Below are 18,962 nucleotides of genomic sequence, written 5' to 3'. Positions count from 1 at the left end.
CGATCGCTCTTTTTTTTCCCTGATTATAACCTAAACTAGGTGCGTCTAAGCTTAGCTTCAGTAGAGCCGATTAATTAGTTCGACAAACAGATAAATAATTAGATAAATAATTAAACGTATTGATATTTTGTTGGGCAACTAATTCTATTTTTCCCTGGGAATTTACTTTCCAAGCATTAGCTTCAGATATTATAGAGCGATCGCTTGATGGAGAATGCTCAAAAGTATTTTTAATCTTAGTTGGAAACGATTTTGAACTTTTGTTAGCCTTGCCAAAATCCTTTAAGGTATCCAAATTTGCCATTTCTTGGGTAGGGTTATAAGGAATACCACCCCGTCCAATATTACGAAAGCTATTTTTAGCCAAATCTTCCCCCGCGCCACAGCCCGTACGAATATAATCTTCTGCTACTAGAGGCGAATATTCTTCAAACCCCATAAATAGTCTAGAATTCAGGTCTAAAGTAATTATTTTAATCGTGCCTTCTTGGGTTTCAACTGCGGAACTAGCGGTAATAGTACTGTTAGGATCGATAAAAAAACCTTGAGTATCAATGCTAATATTACCTCCGCTTCCCTGTTGAGCATCCGCACTCAGGCGATCGGATTCTAATAAAAGTAAATTATCTGCTTCGATAAAAATATTGCCCCCATTACCATCTTGTTCTGCGGTAGTAGAGACAGAACTGTTATTTTCTAAAGTAATCGCATTTTCAGCCACAATATTAATTGAACCTCCTTCCCCCGATGCAGTGTTGGCGATAATTTCTCCTGCGGTATCTAAGCTCAAGCTACCAATATTTAGCTTAATATCTCCTGCATTAGCCAGACCATAATTACTTACAGAAATCCGCGCCGAATCTTCTATGGTTAAATCTGGGGTATTCATAATTAAACTTCCGCTTTCTCCTGGGGGTTGTTGTTCTAATGGTAGATTTTCAATTCCCGAAGAAGCAGCAAAACCACTATTTAAGAGAGTTTCCGTCAAATTGCCCGACCTATCTTGTGATCGCAAAATTCCCGTTCCCGATATATCGATAGATTCGGTGGCATTGACCGTAATTGTTCCCCCCGCACCACCCCCTGCTAGGGCTTGAATTTGACTGCCATCGCCAATAATCAATTTACCCGCGTTCACTTCTATTTGTCCTCCATCTCCCATTCCCTGAGTAGAGGTACTCACAATAGATGGATTACGGTCCAAGATACTCGATAATTCTATAGTCTCTAAAGCTTCTAGGGTGATATTCCCCCCTGCACCTTCGCTTAATGTACCAGCAGAAATAATCGAACCATTAGCAAGAGAAATATTGACCGCTTCAATAAAGATATCACCCCCCATACCTGCGATCGCTTGTTCTAAATTCGAGCCTAGTTGCCCTACTTGAGTAAAGAGAAAGCTACTATCCAAATTTACTGATTCGGTAGCCTCTAGCTTAATAATTCCTCCATTACCACTAAGATCGGTAAAGTTACGTATTCCCGAACTAGCCGTAAAATTAATCGTTTTTCCCCGAAAATTGACAACTCCACTACTATCAATCAACGCTCTATTATCAAAATCAATTCTGCCGTACTCTAAAGCGCGATCGTAACCAAACTGCCAATCGCGATCGTTTTGTAGTAGATCGATTTTGCCACTTCTAACACTGCTAATTTCAACATTACTAGCGATCGCATTAAGATTATTACGATTAATCGTAATATCCCCTCCTAATAATGCCAAAGTATTTCCCGATTTCACGCTCAAGCCAGCAGTAGGATTGTTACCTCCTCGATTGGCATTGGGCAATACTGCAATTTCTCCATTCACACCATACTGCAATCCAATAGGAGAACTAATAGTTAAAATAGGTGGTTCTGTGGGAGCAACCGCACTAAATTCTTGACCATCTTCAAAGATCGTTTTCTCTGCTGTGGTAGCGATAAAAGATCCTCCCACATCTAGCTGGGCATTTGCACCAAAAATAATTCCCGCTGGGTTAATCAAAAACAAATTAGCGTCATTTTGAGTCCGAATTAAACCATCAATTTCCGAAATATTCCCCCCCGTAATGCGGGTAAATATATTATTAATATCCGCACTATGGTCAAAACTAGCAATTCCATTTGTCTCTAAAGAAAATTGCTTAAAGCTATGAAAAAGATTGTCTCCAGCTTGCGTACCTCCAATAATATGGGCGGTATTATCGATTACCTTAACTTGAGTATTGGCTGTTTGGTCGCTAATTACCTGCGATCGCACATCGTTACAATGCAAAAAAAAGCCTAAAGTTACCACGATGGTAGTACTAACTTTAAATTCACAACTAGCAAAATTAGTAGGCAGCATGGTAACAATCCTAAAAAGACCTTACGCAATATTAACTTAAGTAATGGATTAATTGGCAAGAGGAATTTGCTTAACAAAAGTACAAACTTGCTGAGAATTAAGTAAACTCATATACAGGCAGTATCTAATCTCAAATCAAGAATGCAACTCAGTTCCAATTCAACTTCATCATTTCCCAGAGCTTTGCTTTTAATTGCCCCTTTTTTCCTTTGGGGAACGGCAATGGTAGCAATGAAGAGTGTTATTCCTAATACGACACCTTTTTTCATAGCGGGAGTGCGACTTGTTCCCGCAGGGTTTTTGGTGTTGTTGGTAGCAGCTATTTTAAAACTACCCCAGCCGAAAACTATTACCGCTTGGCTGTGGATTTTGGCTTTTGCTTTAGTGGATGGAGCGATGTTTCAAGGTTTTTTAGCCCAAGGAATTGTCAAAACTGGTGCTGGTTTGGGTTCGGTGATGATTGATTCCCAACCTTTGGCAGTGGCTTTATTATCTAGTTTATTGTTTGGCGAAATTATTGGCTTCTGGGGTTGGTTGGGGCTGGGTATTGGGGTATTGGGAATTAGTCTAATTGGCTTGCCAGATCGTTGGATCTACAGCGTTTTTGCGGGGGATTTAGAGGCAGTAAATATCAATTGGCTGGGATTGTTTGATAATGGTGAATGGTTGATGTTGTTGGCTTCCTTATCCATGGCGGTGGGAACGGTAATGATTCCTTATATTAGTCGTCATAGCGATCCTGTCGTAGCTACGGGTTGGCATATGATTTTGGGCGGACTACCTTTGTTTGGCTTATCTTGGCTGGGAGAAACAGAGCAATGGAACAACCTTTCGATCGAGAATTGGTTAGCCTTAGGATATGCGACGGTTTTTGGTAGTGCGATCGCTTATGGGATTTTCTTTTATCTGGCTTCCAAAGGAAATCTGACTAGTTTGAGTGCTTTAACTTTCTTGACTCCTATTTTTGCTTTATTGTTTGGCACGATTATTCTTGCCGAAGTCTTAAGTCCCCTCCAATCTGTAGGAGTCTTGTTAACTGTAGTTAGTATTTATTTAATCAATCAAAGAGATGCGATCGCTGCTAAGTTTAAGGCAGTTAAGGGTGAAAGTATTTAATATCTTTTCTTTTCTTGCGATCGAAAACAAAAAAAGTGTAGAGATATCATTTTCAATCTCTACACTCAATAATTTTCAAAAGCTAGTTACGACATCAAGACAATTATTATTTGTTATTATTTGTCAATTGTTCGCCAATCAATAAGCATCCTGTAGTTCGTAAAAATCAGGAGATACATAATCTTTGCGTAAAGGCCAACCGATCCAATCCTCATTCATCAGAATGCGCTTGAGGTTAGGATGTCCTTCATAAACAATGCCGTACATATCATAGCTTTCACGCTCTTGCCAATCTGCTGCTTTCCAGATCCAATACACAGAAGGAACAGAAGGATTTTCTCTGGGAAGAAAAACTTTCAATCGAACTTCTTCGATCTCTTCCACATCATCAGCAACTTTAACCAAATGATAAAAGCTGACTAGCTCTTTTCCTGGACCGAGGTCGTAAGCACCCTGACACTGGAGATAATTATAACCATAAGCATACAAAGCGGTAGCTATGGGCAATAATAACTCTGCATCTACCTTAATCATTTCCACATTAGAAACATCAGGAGAAAGGGCTTCATTATCAAAACCATTTTCTGTCAGCCAAGTGGAAGTCTGACCGGCAACTACTAAATCTGCTCCTGTTTCTTCAGGATTTTGATTTTCCTTCTTATTTTCCGCCACGTTTTGCCTCCTCTGTTTCTGCTGATTCGATCGCTTGTAGGGGCATTCCCATTGCCTCGGCTAGTTCTCTTGGTGGTGCTTGGCGAGTTTCTGACTGAATATATTTACCAGTCAAAATTGGCTCGACCATCTTCATGTTATGTCTGGTGCTGTAATAACGATGAGTCTGTTCTAAAACAGTCGCACGCTCTTGGATAGATTCGTTGGAAACTTTTTTGCGTAATTTAATAATGGCATCAAAAATAGCTTCAGGGCGAGGAGGACAACCAGGAATATAAACGTCTACAGGAATTAGTTTATCTACCCCTCTAACGGCAGTGGTAGAGTCACTGCTAAACATTCCTCCCGTGATCGTACAAGCACCCATTGCAATCACATATTTGGGTTCGGGCATTTCTTCATAAAGACGAACCAATGCGGGGGCCATCTTCATGGTAACTGTGCCTGCGGTGATAATTAAATCCGCTTGACGGGGGCTAGAACGAGGTACTAGACCATAGCGGTCAAAATCGAATCTAGAGCCAATCAGGGCTGCAAATTCAATAAAACAGCAAGCCGTACCGTATAGCATGGGCCACAAACTAGATAGCTTTGCCCAGTTATAAAGGTCATCTACTGTAGTTAAAATTACGTTTTCTGATAAATCCTGAGTTACCGCACTGGAACTAATTGGATTGAGAATTTTTTCTTGCTGATTTTGTTCAAATATTGGGGAATTCATGACCACTCTAAAGCTCCTTTCCTCCACGCATAAACCAAAGCAATTACCAAAATGGCAATAAAAATGAGGGCTTCTACAAAGGCTAGCAACCCTAAACGACTAAAAGCTACTGCCCAGGGATATAAAAATACTGTTTCTACATCAAAGACGACGAATACCAAAGCAAACATATAATAGCGGATATTAAATTGAATCCAGGCTCCACCGAGGGGTTCCATCCCAGATTCATAGGTTGTTTGACGTTCTGGCCCGCCGTTGCTAGGTCTTAATAATTTAGAGGCAGTTAGAGCGAGTGCTGGAACTGCACTACAGATTAGCAAGAAGCCTAGAAAATATTCATAACCGTTGAGAACAAACAATTTTTATCTCTCACTCCCTATTGTGGATTGTGTATGTTTTTACTATACTGGTTAACTTTTAATAATTGTAATGGATGTTAGGAAAGGAGAAACGAAAGAGCGATAAGCTAAGCTTTCCTTCGGTACGCCTTTTTGAAATAGGTTACAGATAATATAGTAATAAAACTAGAGTCATAGTCCGATCTTGGCTATAATGATGGATCGTGGAATATAATCGGAGGCTAATCATGGCTCGCAGGTGTCAAATAACAGGCAAAAAAGCCAACAACGCAATGGCGGTTTCTCACTCTCACCGTCGTACTAAAAAATTACAGGGCGTAAATTTGCAGTGGAAAAGAGTTTGGTGGGCAGAAGGTAATCGCTGGGTTAGACTGCGTTTATCGACTAAAGCAATCAAAACTTTAGAAAAAAAAGGTATTGGTGCAATGGCTAAAGAAGCTGGTATTAATCTTAATAAGCACTAAGTTTGATTTTGGCAATTGGTAAAGAAACAGCTTTATATTAAAACACTCGCAGTCTTCATCTTTAATTTTTAGATTCTATTTTCTGTTTGAAGCAGTCAAAACGATCTCGATTATTGTATGATGGCTGCAATTTTGTTAGAGAATTTTTATTTGAATTTAAAAAAGACGTTCGAGATCGAACGCCTTGGTAAAAATATACAAAATAATTGGAGTTGGTTATTCTACTTCTTGGAATTTATCAATTCCACCTTTATATTTACTGGTAAATAACTGGAAGACAGTACGATCCTTATTAATTCTCACATTGGCTTGAACTTCCATTCCAGGCTGGATATATTGTTTCTCACCATTAATTATTAAATAGTCTTGTTCCAAATCGACTTTAGCCACATAACGGAAAAAATCATAGGGTGGTTCGGGTTCTAAGGCACTAGCACTGATAAACTTCACCTTGCCGTCAATATCGCCATAGTCGCTATAGTTGAAAGCACTAATACGCACGTCAGTGTCCATACCTTTTTTGACAAAGCCAATGTCTTTAGGGCTGATAAATATCTCCGCAACCAAATTTTCCGTCGGAACAATTTTTAATACTGGTGGGGCATTTTGACCAGAAGGGGGAACGTAGCCAGAATAGGCTCTTAGGTCAAACACATCTCCAGTGACGGGGGCTGTAATGGTTTGATACTTGAGATTCATCGCGGCACTACTAACTTGGCTGTTAATTTCAGCAATACGTTTGTCGTTTTCAACAATAGTTTTGTTGAGTTGACTATCAATCTCTGAAAGTCGTTTGCGGTTAGCCGCAATTTGATCTAATAAATCTTTTTTAGATAGGGTAGTAGTGTTATTTAACTGCTGTCTAGCTTGGGAAATATCGAGAGTTAATCTTTGTTCTTCTTGGAGCAGACGTTGAATTTCTGCTTGCAGGGTTGTTACTTGCTGTTGCTGGCGATCGCGTTCTAAGTTACCCTCTTTAAGAGCGTCATTGATGGCAGCTTTGCGATCGTTGATTCTTTGTTGCTGTTGATCGACTTGAATTTTAGAAAGTCCGCCCTCTTTAAATACGGGCAAAATAGCCTTGAGAGTTTGTTCTTCAATTGCCAAGCTTTCTTTGGCTTGAGTCATGGCTTCCGTGTTACGCTCTTTGATTTCTTTAAGGTTCTGCTTTCCTGTGGCTAGCTGCGCTCTAGTATCTTCTACCTGAATTTTATTTTGCTCTAGCTGTTTTTCTAGCTGTTCGACTTCCAACCTAGCAGAAGTTGTTCTTTCGCTGATATCTGCTTGAGAAGTTTCCAATCTAGCCTGTTGCTCGGGACTCATGGCTCTATTAGAATTACCCAAAAGATTTTGAAACAGTTCGTTTTCGTCTTTGAGCTCGGCTCTATTGCGGGTCAGGTAGGCAATTTCTCTAGGTATTTCTAAAGATGCGATCGCGCCATCTATATTACTCGCATCAATATCTCCTGCCAACAAAGCTCGATAAAATTTATTTTCTTGAACCAAAGATTTGCGGACTTGATTGAGAGAGTCAACTTGCGCCTGAGAAGTTGTTGCATCTAAAAGTAGTAGGACATCACCTTTTTCGACTCTTTGCCCTTCTTCTACTTTGACTTCCTGTACTACCCCGTTGGTGGGGACTTGTATTTCCTGTACTTTTCCTGAAGGTTGTATTTGTCCTTGGGCGGGAATTACCTGTTCTATTTTGGCAAAATAAGACCAAATAACCGCAAATGCGCTGACTCCCATAATTCCCCAAATAGTATATCTAGACCATTTAGGGGAACGGCGTAAAATTACTGTTTGCTCGAACTTACGGGTTTTAGCAGAAGCAGGATTACGCTTAACTAAAGCATCCAATTCTTTAGCGGAATTTGTCGTAACCAATTCTCCCTTGGGATAAGAACGTTCTGGACGACTCTTTTCTTCGGGAGGTGTCAGACTAATAGAAGACATTGCAGGAAGTTTTTGAGCTTCTTCTATTTGAGGCAGGGATGATAGGTTGCGATAGATTCCTGGCCCAATTTGAGCGTAACCGCGATGAACCGATCTAATCGCGTCAGTTAATTCTTTGGCGGGAGTTCCTTTCAGCAAGTAACCCATTGCGCCAGAACTGAGAGAACGAGAAACATATTCTTGAGTATCGAAGGTACTGAGAACTAATACTTTGACATCGGGGAAACGCTGGCAAATTAGTTTTGTAGCTTCCATCCCATTCATACCAGGCATTTCCATGTCCATTAAGACAACATCTGGTTTGAGGGATTCTACTTGTTTGACGGCGTGTTCGCCATTTTCGGCAACACCAACTATTTCAATATCTTCTTCAGTTTTAACTAGGGCTTTTAATCCTTCCCTAATCATTTTCTGATCGTCTACGATCAACACCGCAATCTTATCGGGAAGATTGGAATTTTCACCATTATTAGGGCGATCACTTTTACCATTGCTGGATGAGTTCATAATGAAAGATGATTAGTAACTTATCTAAAATATTTGGCTGTGGGCTAGCTTCTAAAAGAAACAATACAAGTAATGTTGAGTAGGTCACAAAAACTGTTGGTAAGCACTTAAACTCTAATGTTGAAAATTGAGATCGATACTTTCTTGAATAAAGTTTCTACGCAATTCTGCATTAAACACACCAAAATAACTCAAATTTTTAACATAACTAGTCCTTTATAACTAACATTTTACATTTCCGACATATAGAACTCCCTGAATATTAGATTAATAATTTTTCATAAATATTCTCAGATTTTGAGAAATACTGTGTAATCCTGAATAGTCAAGGATAGTGTTTGCTCGATTCCACACAACCTGACAAAATATAAGACTCAAAAATATTTAATCTCAATCTGGGAAAATTATGACTACGCCAAAATCAACCCCTACAGGTCAAAGTCAAGGCAAAAATCTAGAGTCGATGAGGAAATTTGCCGAAAAGTATGCCAGTCGCACTGATACTTATTTTTGTAGCAATTTAGCGGTAACTGCTGCGGTAATTAAGGGATTAGCCCAACATAAGGAAGAATTGGGTTCGCCTTTGTGTCCTTGTCGTCATTATGAAGATAAAGCAGCAGAAGTTAAAAAGGCTTACTGGAATTGTCCTTGTGTGCCAATGCGGGAAGAAAAAAAATGTCACTGCATGTTATTTCTAACTCCCGATAATGCTTTTGCAGGGGATACTCAAGAGATTACTACAGAACAAATTAACGAACTCTGCCAGCAGATGTAGTAAATAATAACAATAATAATATGGTAAAGTCACGAGAATTTAAGCGAGGAATTGCTGAATTTAATCAACAAGAGTTTTATGCTTGTCACGATACCCTAGAAGCTATATGGGTAGATGCAGAAGAAGTTGATAAAAGGTTTTATCAAGGGATTTTACAGGTAGCGGTGGGTTGCTACCACCTGAGTAATGATAATCTACGGGGGGCGATTATTCTTTTGGGGGAAGCTGTTAGACGGTTGTGCGATTATCAACCAGATTACGAAGGGGTTAACGTCGAACTGTTGTTAGAACAAGCCAGTCAATTGTTACAAGCTTTGCAGCAGCTACCACCAGGAAAAACTACGGAGTTTTTTCAGCAGTTACAAAAAAAACAGTCAGGAAAGGATGTTTCACCGTTGGATGACGATTTATTAAATAATCTGTTTGCTAGTTGTCAGATTCCTTATATTTCAATAACTACTAATTAAACGATCTAAATGCGATCGCTGGTGAGTAGCCATTAATGATAATCTAATACGACTGGTAGGCACTGTAGGTGGGCGAATTGCAGGGGCAAATATGCCAGCTTGGGTTAGTTGTTGAGATTTGTTTAAAGCTGCTTTTGGGGTATTTAAATTGAGGCAGAGGATCGGCGACTCCGAGGGTAGAAGATCCTGAGAGGATAATTTCTGCTTGAGATAATTAATGTTTTGCCAAAGTTGTTCTCTTCTCTGGGGTTCTTGTTTGATTATTTCAATGGCTTTGGTGGCTGCTGCGGTATCTGCGGGAGATAAGCCAGTAGTATAGATCCAGCTTGCTGCGCGGTTGCGTAAGAAATCAATTAAAACTGCGCTACCCGCAACATATCCCCCCAAGCTTCCTAAAGCTTTGCTGAGAGTACCGATTTGAATTAATTCTGTACCAGTACAGTTGAAGTGTTCGACACAACCCCCTCCCGTTTTTCCCATAACTCCCGTGGCGTGGGCTTCATCTACCAATAGCATAGATTGAAAGTCTTCGGCGATCGCAATTAATTCGGGCAAAGGGCATAGATCCCCATCCATACTAAAGACGCTATCAGTCGCAATCAAGCAACGACGATATAAACTGCGATGCTCGATTAATTTATAGCGCAGATCGGCAATATCGTTATGCTGATAATCAATTGCCGTCGCACCGCTGAGAATTGCTCCTTTTTTTAGACTGGAGTGATTGTATAGATCCCCTAAAATTAAATCTCTTTGTCCGACTAAAGCAGATACCGCCCCCAAGTTGGCTAAATAACCAGAACTAAATACAAGGGCGTCTTCAGTTTGTTTTAAAGATGCGATCGCTTTTTCTAAGTCGCGATGTAAGTCTTTGTGTCCACTGGTCAACGGAGATCCCGTACTACCCGTACCATAAGCTTGTGTCGCATCAACCGCAGCTTGTATTAATCTTTCGTCTCCTGCTAATCCCAGATAATCATTGCTGGCAAAATTAACTACAGGTTTCCCTGCTAGTTCTACAATTGCTCCTGGCTTCCCCGCGATCGCTTTTACCGAACGATACCAATTAGCACGATGTATCGTCTCTAAAGATTTGTCTAGCCAACTATAAGGATTTACCAAAACATTATCTTTTTAACAGCTACGAACATTATTTATAGCGAGAACTAACCGTAGCTACGGATACTGGTTTGACAAAAAAGAATAGTGCGACCAAAGCTAAAATATGGATCGACCAGTGCGCGATAACTAGACCCCAAATTAAACAAACAACCGACATCCCAACACCAAGCAGGGCAAATATATCGTTAGAAGTGCGGAGATAAATAACAATATTAGCTATAGCAGTGACGAATAATAGTATAGGAAACATAGGGATCGTGGGGTGAGGGTTAATTATTGGTGTGCTTTGAGGGAAAAGGGTAGCTTTTGAATTTGTTTTCTCTTAACCTTGCCAGCTATGTAGATAAACTTTACTTATTAGTTTCATAACTTGTGTTTATCATTTACTCTTCTAATTTAGCGTGGGATTCCCGAAAAAATCGGTCATTTCTGAGCTAATTATGAATATTGTAAATTTTCTTAATACAACTTTAGTTTTCGATATTTACCAAGTATTTAAACTAAGTATTTATAACTAAAATATCCTATTAACAATTAACTGAGTTCTTTGATATTCTAAAAAATCTAATAACCAGTCTTTTAAATGACGAGTTGCACGACAGTCATCTTCATTATAACTTAGAATTAATTCTAACAAAGCTCGATCGCCAGTAGCCAACCAACGATCGTACCAACAGACAGATTGATCGCCACTTCCTGTGGTTTCTCGCCAATAAAAACCAATCCAGTTGGCTAATGCTTTGAGGGAATAGCTTTCCACAGGAAAAATAGTCGATTCTATCACCCATAAATGTAAATCTACTAAACGAGATATTAGCTCTTTAGTAATAGCTTGAGGGGTATGATAAAGACTGCTAAGACGCTTGATCGTATCTATTTCATATTCTGAATAGTGAAAGATTGGTGCGTCGGGATAAAGAGCCATAAAATCTAAAAAATCTTGCCACATTTCACCTTCATCTTCTGGTTTTTCGGCGACAAAAGCATAAAATTTTTCTGTATTATTAGAGCGATCTATTAATAGAACCCCAAGCAAATAATCGATTTTTCTTTCGGGTTCTGCTTCTATATCAAAATAGATTTCAAATACTCCTGTAGGGATGGGTTGGGTATTAATTAAATCAAAATCAGAACGTACTAGAGGGCGATCGCTTTTAATTGCCATAGTCTGTTGTTTCAGTTGACGAGCAATATTATCGTCAAACATTTGGGCTAATTTTGTTTCAGATACATTTACTAAAGATTCAAAATTGTCAACTCCAATATTTTGCATATATTCATAGCGTTTGGGAGTGACTCCTGGTACTAAAGATAAATGATTGGCTGATTTTGCTATTTGATAACAATAATTATACCAACTACAAAGACTGCATCTTTGCCGAGAAATAAATACTTCAGGCTCGTTTTTCTGGGCTAACATTGCCAGACATTCAACTATAACTTCCTGCATTTTTATCAGCCAAATATCCAGATTAATAAAGTAATCATTTTCATCTTTTAAAATTAATTGCGAACGCTCTGGAATGCGTTCTTGAATAATACCTAAAAGCTGACTGTGAAAGGCAGAAACTAATTTATATTCGGGTTTAGAGCGACGACCGAGTTTGATATTAACGGGGATATATTCCCAGTCTCCAAACCTAGAACTTCCAGGTTGTTTAATTAATAAAGTTGGGGCAGCAGTAAAAGTAACTTTTTGGAAAAATTCTTGCTGCTGGAATGCCAAATTACTTTCAACAAAATTATTATCAAATAATGTTTGCCATTGAGGTAAAGTAACACTTAAAGTACCTCGAATAATGTATTCAGCACCATCTGCCATCAGTTCTATTGTCTGAGCTGCATTTAGTTGCCAATCCCTCCTTGAAGCTTGGGGTTGTTGAAAATTGAATATATCGCCATCTTGAGTATCAATCCATCGATTTCGGATCGTATTAGTAATATGAGTTTGATTTTCTCTTTTTAGTTTGATGATAAAATCTTTTTCAGTATTTCTTTGTTGAACATCGCCATAAATTTCGAGAAAGGTACGACGGTTACAGCGTTTATAGTTTAGTAAAAGATGGTCGGTAATTAGCATTTATAACCAGGGAAGCAAAAGAAATAAGTAAAGCGTGTCATCAATTAAGGAAAGGATAAATTCCTGTTTTTTTTGCCAGATAGCAGTTTTGCTTCCCCAAAAATTGAGTTGCTGAATATTAACGGAGAAATATCGATATACTAACAAAGGTTCGCCACAGAGCAAGATATTATTTATGAATAATAGTTTATCGTCAAACGATCTCCAAGAACATCGCCAAAAATTCCCAGGATTAGTTAACAAAACCTATTTTAACTTTGGTGGTCAAGGTACGATGCCCGATGCTGCATTAAACGCCATTATTGATACCCATAAATATATCCAACAAGTAGGACCTTTTTCTGGTCAAATAAACAGTTGGCTGACTGACAAAATTAATGCTTTACGAGAAGCGATCGCAACAGAACTTAATACAACAGCCCAAACCATTACCATTACTGAAAATGTTACCGCAGGATGTAATATCGCCCTGTGGGGGGTAGACTGGCAAAACGGCGATCGCATTTTGATGAGCGACTGCGAACACCCAGGTATCATTGCTACGGTTGAAGAGATAACCCGACGTTTCGGGGTAGAAGTAACAATATGTCCGATTATGGATAGTCTAAATGATAGCGATCCTGTAGAGATAATTCGCGCTCATCTGACAGAGAATACGCGCCTGGTAGTTTTGAGTCATTTACTCTGGAATACAGGACAAGTATTACCCCTCAAAGAAATAGCCCAAACTTGTCACAACTATCCAGCCAAACATACCGTTAGGTTGATGGTAGATGCTGCACAGTCAGTCGGTTCATTAGATCTTAACTTACCAGAATTAGAAGTAGACTACTATGCTTTTACAGGACATAAATGGCTTTGTGGTCCTGCGGGGGTCGGCGGATTGTATATTAGTAAAGAGGCTTTTGGGCACTTAAATCCGACCTTTATCGGCTGGCGTGGGGTAAAAATGGATGGGAAGGGCAAACCTATTGCCTGGAAGCAAGACGGTACAAAATACGAAGTAGCTACTTCAGCATACCCCGAATACGAAGGCTTGAGAAATGCGATCGCTTTACATCAATCTTGGGGTACTTCCAAACAAAGATATCAAAGAATTTGTGAAATTAGTAAATATCTTTGGGCGCAACTGCAAACAATAAATCGCCTTAGCTGTCTGAAAAATACTCCTCCCGAAGCTGGATTAATTTCCTTTACTGTAGCGGACATAGAACACGCAAAAATGGTCGACGATCTAGAAAAACAAGGCTTTCTTTTAAGAACAATAGCCGATCCAGACTGTATTCGCGCTTGCGTTCATTATCTCACTTTAAAAGAAGAATGCGATCGCCTTGTATCGGCGATCGACAAACAATTATTAACTGATAATTAATTTTGCCTAAGTACTTAGCATTGTTCGTAAAGATTGTACGCGAAATTATCCAATTAAGTATTGTGACTTATTTTTTTGAGGATTGATTGTTGATTTTTGCGATCGCGAAAAGGCGACGGGTAAACCTATCCGTTTAGCGCGTATGAGAATAGCAGCAAAAGCGGTTCGGCTTTTATTCCAGGAATTATTTCAATTGATCGATCTTTCGTTATTTTTTATTCCCAACTCAAAATACCCGTATTTCCATTGAGAGTAACTACTTGTCCTACTGGCAAGGCTGCATTGACTCCATCGTGTCCGAAGGGCAAGTCGTAAACAAGAGGAATATTTAGATCTTCAAGGCGATCTCGTAAAACTTCGGCAATTGTCCAGCTTTTAGTACCTGGATACGGTTCACAGCGACTGAAGCGACCGAGAGCAATTCCTTTTATCTCTTTAAAGACCCCCATCATGCGCCACTGGGTCAACATTCGATCAATACGATAGGGATACTCGGTAACATCTTCCAGAGCGATGATCGCCCCCTTAAAACTTGGCTGAAGGGGCGTGTTTAAAAGGTGAATACCTACAGTCAAATTGGCGGGTAATAATATTCCTGTAGTTTCTCCTCCTTTTCCTGGTTTGCCTTGTAGAGGTTTTATTTTGCCAGTTTCTAAATAATCAAACATTCGGTCGATCGCCCACGGGGGTTCGGATGCAAGGGTGGTTAATACGGGCGCGTGAAGGCTAGAAATATTTACTGTTGCCAAACTCCACAACAAACTAGTAATGTCAGAAAATCCGATAATCCATTTTCTCTTGTTAGTCGACCAACTCCAGTCTTCTAGTAATCTTGCTCCTCCATAACCACCACGAATAGCAATAATTGCCTTACATTCTGGGTTTTGCCAAGCTGTGGTCATATCTTCCCGACGATTGCGATCTCTTCCTGCCAGATAACCATAACAAGACTGATAATTTTTACCTAGTTCTACTCTATAACCCCTCTCCTGCCAAATAGCAATTCCTTTTTCCAAAGCATCAGTTGTTTTAAGCGATCCGCTAGGAGCGATCGCCATAACTAAATCTCCAGGTTTAAGCAAAGGAGGCAATTGATAGGGTTTAATCATTTAGAAATATCAATATATGTTAAGTTAATTTTTATAAAGTCTTTAGATTATACAAGTTAGAGAGGAGAACATCATGGCATTGGAAATTCCTGAAGGAATAAAAACCTGGTCGCAATTTGGTCATCCAATTTTAATGTGGACACTGTTTGGCATTACTATTTATGCTTTGTATCTCGGAGTTAAAAGTTCTAAAGTTCGTAGTGCAGACAAAGAAACCAGAAAAGAATTAATTAAACAGAATTTTAGTCAAAGACACCACAAAATGGGGTCAATTTTGTTAGCCTTGATGGTAGTAGGAAATATTGGTGGTATGGCAGTTACCTATATTAATAACGGTAAGCTATTTGTCGGACCTCATCTACTAGCAGGTTTGGGAATGACTTGTCTAATCGCTATTTCTGCATCTTTAGTACCCTATATGCAAAAGGGTAATGACTTAGCTCGTAATACTCATGTTTCCTTGAATATTGTGCTTTTAGGGTTGTTTGGTTGGCAAGCTCTTACTGGAATGCAGATCGTGCAAAAAATTCTCGATCGCATGATGTCTTGAGCTTTTAAAACCGACAAGTATTATCTATATTATTTTGGAATAAACCGATCAGGACTTGTCTGTAAATTCAGACAAGTCTTTTCTGATTAATCAAAAAAAAGTCGACCTTTCAAAAATCCGATCTTTCCAAATAGCGGAGAAGAAAGTACATTCCTACGACCAAAAATCCTATACCCACAAATACTCCAGCAATCAAATAATTTTTAACTGCTAAAGATACAATAATCGCTACAATATAAGGAATACACAGAAGAATTATAGTAATGGTTAATTTGCTGGGAGTCCAATTAATTTCCTGAAAATTAGTCCGAATAGATCCAGACCCCCCACTAGCTTCAGGCGGTTTTCTTTCGATAGAATTTCTAGTCCTCCCTAAACGTAGTTGTTTTGGTACATTGGGTTTTTCTTGTGGCATATTACTAAAGACAGAACGAATAAAATCTATGAAGTTGGCTTTTTAGAATACTTTGCGCGTTTAGATAATAATAACTACAGAATATTCAATCAAGTAGTCAAAATTTCATTACAAGACAAAAGTTGTAATTATTATATTCATTTGATCGCACACCCCTAGTAGTCGATCAAAAAAATCACATCAAGTAGCAAATATTTTACTTTATTGGCTCAAAGTGTTGACCAACAATAGTTTGAAGATTTATAGGCTTTTAAATTCATCAAATATTTAATTATAATTGAATACCTAACTTTGGTTTTATTACTTACTTACTTATTTAAAAGTAAGAATTTTTGATGCAATTAACTGATAACTATTGTCTATTAAATCTTTTATGAATAGATACTATCTATTACTATTAATTAACTTAATAGGACTATCGGTTTTATTAATCACCAAATCGGCGATCGCTTTGAATACTTTCTCCGAACCTGGAATAAAAGCGATCGCCAGTTGCGACGGTGTGATTCATTCATCCTTACCATTTATCAATGATTCTAAAGATCGAACCAAAATAGAAAAAGATCTTAAAGCAATCAACCGAAGAAATACGAATGCAGATATTCCTCAAGAAAGCATTTGGTGGGCAGCAGAGCAGTTCGATCCTTTTGACGGTAATTTGATTCAAAATTGGCTGACTTATCCTCAAAAACAGCAAATAAACTTAACTGTTAATTGGCAATTATGGACGCTTTTAGATTATTTTGGACGATATCGATTTGTAAATCAATTCGGCACAGTAGTTAGAAAACACGGCTATAGTCTCAATATTTTCAACCAAAAAAAACAATGTTTGGCAACTTATAAATACAATTCTGTCAGCAATCCTCCAAAATGGGAACTATATTTAGAAACGTTTGGGAGAGATAGTTTGGAATTAGAATTCCAGGAAAATATTCAAGATGATTTCAACTATGAGTAATTAACAATTATATCTAAAGAAAAAAGGTAGTTATTAATAACTACCCTTAATATATTTTTATGATTTACTGAAACTTCTAGACAAATTAACTCAACTACGAGGAATTTAATCTATCTTTTAGCTAATTTCTTAGTATTTAGCTTGCGCAAACGAATAGATTCAGGGGTAACTTCCACCAATTCATCAGCACCAATATATTCCAAAGCTCTTTCCAGACTTATTTCTGTAGGTGCTTGTAGCTGTACCAATTCATCTCCACTAGCAGCGCGGTGGTTAGTCAATTGCTTGGCTTTACAAACGTTTAATTCAAGGTCTTGAGGGCGATTGTGTTCCCCAACAATCATACCCTTGTAAACCTTAGTCCCTGGAGTGATGAAGAATACTCCTCGATCTTCAGCATTTTTAAGGGCATAAAATGTCGCTACACCTTCCTCAAAAGCAGTAATCACCCCATTGTAACGAGTTTCTAATTCGCCAGAGAAACCACGATACTCTAAGAAACTATGATTCATAATCCCTTCTCCGCGAGTAATTCTGACAAAATCACCACGGAAACCAATCAAACCTCTAGCAGGAATGACAAATTCTAGCTGAGTGCGTCCGCCATTATTCTGCATATCTTTCATCTCGCCTTTGCGCTGTCCGAGACGTTCGATACAGCTTCCTACAGCAGCTTCAGGAACATCCAATACTAAATATTCAAAAGGCTCGCAAGGTTTGCCTTTAATTTCGCGATAAATTACTTGTGGTTGGGATACTTGAAACTCATAGCCTTCACGACGCATCGTTTCAATTAAAATCCCTAAGTGCAATTCTCCTCTACCAGAAACCAAGAATTTCTCTGCCGAATCTCCATCTTCCACACGGAGAGCCACATTAGTTTCCAATTCTCGCATCAAGCGATCGCGAATTTGTCTAGAAGTTACAAAATCACCTTCTTGTCCTGCAAATGGAGAATTATTAACCGAGAAAGTCATTTGTAAAGTTGGTTCGTCTACCTTAATTAAAGGCAAAGCTTGAGGTTCGTTAGGACAAGTGATAGTCTCCCCAATATTGGCGTCAGCAAAACCAGAGACTGCCACAATATTACCCGCACCTGCTTCTGGTAGTTCAACTCTAGCTAATCCTTTAAAGCCCATAAGCTTAGAGATTTTAGCTTTGACAACTTTGCCATCTTCTTTGATTAATGCTGCTTGTTGCCCAGCTTTCAAAACTCCATTGTGGATTCTACCAATCACAATGCGACCTAAATAATCAGAATAATCTAGAGTAGTTACCTGCAACTGTAAAGGTTTGTCCACATCTCCTGCTGGTGGCGGGACATGGTTGAGAATTGCTTCAAACAAAGGCTGCATATCTACCCCTTCTTCTTCTAATGCTTCTTTAACATAGCCTTCTAAACCAGAAGCATAAAGAGTAGTAAAGTCACACTGGTCGTCATCTGCACCCAATTCTACAAACAAATCGAACACTTTATCTACTGCACCATCAGGATGAGCGCGGGGACGATCAATTTTATTAACTACAACAATAGGACGTAAGCCTTTTTCTAAAGCTTTCTTGAGTACGAAGCGGGTTTGTGGCATAGGTCCTTCGTTAGCATCAACGATCAATACGCAACCGTCCACCATACCCAAAACGCGCTCTACTTCTCCACCGAAATCTGCGTGTCCAGGAGTATCAACAATATTAATTAAGGTGTCTTGATAGCTAACTGCTGTATTCTTGGACAAAATAGTGATTCCTCGTTCTCGTTCGAGGTCATTAGAGTCCATGACACAATCTGGTACGTCTTCGCCTTCGCGGAAAATACCCGATTGTTTGAGTAGCGCGTCTACAAGAGTTGTTTTACCGTGATCGACGTGAGCAATGATTGCAATGTTGCGAATAGGAAGAGACATAAGGATTGGTCTATAGACTTTTGTGTCGTTAGCTCAAAATTTCTTAACAATTATAACTCAGTTCTGTTTTTATTGATATTTGA

18 protein-coding genes are annotated in these 18,962 nt (G+C 38.9%); 7 read left to right on the top strand and 11 right to left on the bottom strand.

Annotated elements, in window-relative coordinates; translation table 11 throughout:
• Window positions 1-70 precede the first annotated feature (70 nt).
• Window positions 71-2,332, bottom strand: a complete 2,262-nt coding sequence (locus tag I4641_RS14640) for a two-partner secretion domain-containing protein (RefSeq protein WP_229641284.1) — start codon at window positions 2,330-2,332, stop codon at window positions 71-73.
• 141 nt (window positions 2,333-2,473) lie between these two features.
• On the opposite strand from I4641_RS14640, the gene I4641_RS14635 reads away from it, so the two are divergent.
• Window positions 2,474-3,448: a DMT family transporter gene (locus I4641_RS14635; RefSeq protein WP_229641283.1), complete on the top strand. Its 975-nt coding sequence runs from the start codon at window positions 2,474-2,476 to the stop codon at window positions 3,446-3,448.
• A 138-nt stretch (window positions 3,449-3,586) separates the two neighbouring features.
• Here the strand turns inward: I4641_RS14635 and I4641_RS14630 are convergent, their stop codons facing one another.
• From I4641_RS14630 to ndhC, 3 genes are read right to left on the bottom strand one after another with little or no spacing between them, the layout of a single operon-like run.
• A complete protein-coding gene (locus tag I4641_RS14630; RefSeq protein ID WP_229641282.1) occupies window positions 3,587-4,120 on the bottom strand; it encodes an NAD(P)H-quinone oxidoreductase subunit J in 534 nt (177 codons plus the stop codon).
• Window positions 4,107-4,841, bottom strand: coding sequence for a photosynthetic/respiratory NAD(P)H-quinone oxidoreductase subunit K (gene ndhK / locus I4641_RS14625; RefSeq protein ID WP_229641281.1), 735 nt, complete (start codon window positions 4,839-4,841; stop codon window positions 4,107-4,109). The genes I4641_RS14630 and ndhK overlap by 14 nt, the downstream gene beginning before the upstream one ends.
• Window positions 4,838-5,200 carry a photosynthetic/respiratory NAD(P)H-quinone oxidoreductase subunit C gene (gene ndhC, locus I4641_RS14620; protein ID WP_229641280.1) on the bottom strand — a complete coding sequence of 121 codons (363 nt, stop codon included), beginning with the start codon at window positions 5,198-5,200 and terminating at the stop codon, window positions 4,838-4,840. Before ndhC ends, ndhK begins: the two co-directional genes overlap by 4 nt.
• A 227-nt stretch (window positions 5,201-5,427) precedes the next feature.
• Between ndhC and rpmB the strand changes: the two genes are divergently transcribed.
• Window positions 5,428-5,664: a 50S ribosomal protein L28 gene (rpmB, locus tag I4641_RS14615; protein WP_229641279.1), complete on the top strand. Its 237-nt coding sequence runs from the start codon at window positions 5,428-5,430 to the stop codon at window positions 5,662-5,664.
• A gap of 216 nt (window positions 5,665-5,880) precedes the next feature.
• Here rpmB and I4641_RS14610 read toward each other — a convergent pair whose 3' ends face one another.
• On the bottom strand, window positions 5,881-8,127 hold the full coding sequence (locus I4641_RS14610) for a response regulator (RefSeq protein WP_229641278.1): 2,247 nt from the start codon (window positions 8,125-8,127) through the stop codon (window positions 5,881-5,883).
• A 406-nt stretch (window positions 8,128-8,533) separates the two neighbouring features.
• On the opposite strand from I4641_RS14610, the gene I4641_RS14605 reads away from it, so the two are divergent.
• Complete coding sequence (locus I4641_RS14605) at window positions 8,534-8,902, top strand: ferredoxin-thioredoxin reductase catalytic domain-containing protein (protein WP_229641277.1); 369 nt, start codon at window positions 8,534-8,536, stop codon at window positions 8,900-8,902.
• A gap of 20 nt (window positions 8,903-8,922) precedes the next feature.
• Window positions 8,923-9,369 (top strand): DUF309 domain-containing protein, encoded by a 447-nt coding sequence (locus I4641_RS14600; protein WP_229641276.1) that lies wholly within the window; start codon window positions 8,923-8,925, stop codon window positions 9,367-9,369.
• Here I4641_RS14600 and bioF read toward each other — a convergent pair.
• From bioF to I4641_RS14585, 3 genes are all read right to left on the bottom strand, one after another.
• On the bottom strand, window positions 9,352-10,491 hold the full coding sequence (bioF, locus tag I4641_RS14595; RefSeq protein ID WP_229641275.1) for an 8-amino-7-oxononanoate synthase: 1,140 nt from the start codon (window positions 10,489-10,491) through the stop codon (window positions 9,352-9,354). The two genes, I4641_RS14600 and bioF, sit on opposite strands and share 18 nt — an antisense overlap.
• Window positions 10,492-10,519: 28 nt before the next feature.
• Window positions 10,520-10,741 (bottom strand): hypothetical protein, encoded by a 222-nt coding sequence (locus tag I4641_RS14590; RefSeq protein ID WP_229641274.1) that lies wholly within the window; start codon window positions 10,739-10,741, stop codon window positions 10,520-10,522.
• Between the two features lie 264 nt (window positions 10,742-11,005).
• Window positions 11,006-12,571, bottom strand: coding sequence for a TM0106 family RecB-like putative nuclease (locus tag I4641_RS14585; RefSeq protein WP_229641273.1), 1,566 nt, complete (start codon window positions 12,569-12,571; stop codon window positions 11,006-11,008).
• A gap of 175 nt (window positions 12,572-12,746) precedes the next feature.
• Between I4641_RS14585 and I4641_RS14580 the strand changes: the two genes are divergently transcribed.
• Window positions 12,747-13,943 (top strand): aminotransferase class V-fold PLP-dependent enzyme, encoded by a 1,197-nt coding sequence (locus tag I4641_RS14580; protein WP_229641272.1) that lies wholly within the window; start codon window positions 12,747-12,749, stop codon window positions 13,941-13,943.
• Between the two features lie 215 nt (window positions 13,944-14,158).
• On the opposite strand, the gene I4641_RS14575 is transcribed toward I4641_RS14580, so the two are convergent.
• Window positions 14,159-15,052: a S66 peptidase family protein gene (locus tag I4641_RS14575; RefSeq protein WP_229641271.1), complete on the bottom strand. Its 894-nt coding sequence runs from the start codon at window positions 15,050-15,052 to the stop codon at window positions 14,159-14,161.
• Window positions 15,053-15,125: 73 nt separating this feature from the next.
• Here I4641_RS14575 and I4641_RS14570 point away from each other — a divergent pair, with 73 nt between their 5' ends.
• Window positions 15,126-15,602, top strand: coding sequence for a DUF4079 domain-containing protein (locus tag I4641_RS14570; protein ID WP_229641270.1), 477 nt, complete (start codon window positions 15,126-15,128; stop codon window positions 15,600-15,602).
• A 109-nt stretch (window positions 15,603-15,711) separates the two neighbouring features.
• Here the strand turns inward: I4641_RS14570 and I4641_RS14565 are convergent, their stop codons facing one another.
• Entirely contained in the window at window positions 15,712-16,017 is a 306-nt protein-coding gene (locus I4641_RS14565) for a hypothetical protein (protein ID WP_229641269.1), read from the bottom strand.
• A 373-nt stretch (window positions 16,018-16,390) separates the two neighbouring features.
• On the opposite strand from I4641_RS14565, the gene I4641_RS14560 reads away from it, so the two are divergent.
• The gene (locus I4641_RS14560) at window positions 16,391-16,978 is read left to right on the top strand and encodes a hypothetical protein (protein WP_229641268.1); all 588 of its coding nucleotides are present in this window, start codon (window positions 16,391-16,393) and stop codon (window positions 16,976-16,978) included.
• 110 nt (window positions 16,979-17,088) lie between these two features.
• Here the strand turns inward: I4641_RS14560 and typA are convergent, their stop codons facing one another.
• On the bottom strand, window positions 17,089-18,879 hold the full coding sequence (typA, locus tag I4641_RS14555; RefSeq protein ID WP_229641267.1) for a translational GTPase TypA: 1,791 nt from the start codon (window positions 18,877-18,879) through the stop codon (window positions 17,089-17,091).
• Window positions 18,880-18,962 lie beyond the last annotated feature (83 nt).

The organism is Waterburya agarophytonicola KI4, assembly GCF_020640915.1.
GTDB lineage: Bacteria > Cyanobacteriota > Cyanobacteriia > Cyanobacteriales > Xenococcaceae > Waterburya > Waterburya agarophytonicola.
This window is presented reverse-complemented; position numbering and strand designations above follow the sequence as displayed.

What these genes read in the sequence shown, in the direction of transcription:
- I4641_RS14565 (WP_229641269.1), bottom strand. Translation starts at nt 16,017, where the DNA reads ATGCCACAAGAAAAACCCAATGTACCAAAACAACTACGTTTAGGGAGG.
- I4641_RS14610 (WP_229641278.1), bottom strand. Translation starts at nt 8,127, where the DNA reads ATGAACTCATCCAGCAATGGTAAAAGTGATCGCCCTAATAATGGTGAA.
- I4641_RS14585 (WP_229641273.1), bottom strand. Translation starts at nt 12,571, where the DNA reads ATGCTAATTACCGACCATCTTTTACTAAACTATAAACGCTGTAACCGT.
- rpmB (WP_229641279.1), top strand. Translation starts at nt 5,428, where the DNA reads ATGGCTCGCAGGTGTCAAATAACAGGCAAAAAAGCCAACAACGCAATG.
- I4641_RS14575 (WP_229641271.1), bottom strand. Translation starts at nt 15,052, where the DNA reads ATGATTAAACCCTATCAATTGCCTCCTTTGCTTAAACCTGGAGATTTA.
- I4641_RS14580 (WP_229641272.1), top strand. Translation starts at nt 12,747, where the DNA reads ATGAATAATAGTTTATCGTCAAACGATCTCCAAGAACATCGCCAAAAA.
- I4641_RS14640 (WP_229641284.1), bottom strand. Translation starts at nt 2,332, where the DNA reads ATGCTGCCTACTAATTTTGCTAGTTGTGAATTTAAAGTTAGTACTACC.
- ndhK (WP_229641281.1), bottom strand. Translation starts at nt 4,841, where the DNA reads ATGAATTCCCCAATATTTGAACAAAATCAGCAAGAAAAAATTCTCAAT.
- I4641_RS14590 (WP_229641274.1), bottom strand. Translation starts at nt 10,741, where the DNA reads ATGTTTCCTATACTATTATTCGTCACTGCTATAGCTAATATTGTTATT.
- I4641_RS14560 (WP_229641268.1), top strand. Translation starts at nt 16,391, where the DNA reads ATGAATAGATACTATCTATTACTATTAATTAACTTAATAGGACTATCG.
- typA (WP_229641267.1), bottom strand. Translation starts at nt 18,879, where the DNA reads ATGTCTCTTCCTATTCGCAACATTGCAATCATTGCTCACGTCGATCAC.
- I4641_RS14600 (WP_229641276.1), top strand. Translation starts at nt 8,923, where the DNA reads ATGGTAAAGTCACGAGAATTTAAGCGAGGAATTGCTGAATTTAATCAA.
- I4641_RS14605 (WP_229641277.1), top strand. Translation starts at nt 8,534, where the DNA reads ATGACTACGCCAAAATCAACCCCTACAGGTCAAAGTCAAGGCAAAAAT.
- I4641_RS14635 (WP_229641283.1), top strand. Translation starts at nt 2,474, where the DNA reads ATGCAACTCAGTTCCAATTCAACTTCATCATTTCCCAGAGCTTTGCTT.
- I4641_RS14570 (WP_229641270.1), top strand. Translation starts at nt 15,126, where the DNA reads ATGGCATTGGAAATTCCTGAAGGAATAAAAACCTGGTCGCAATTTGGT.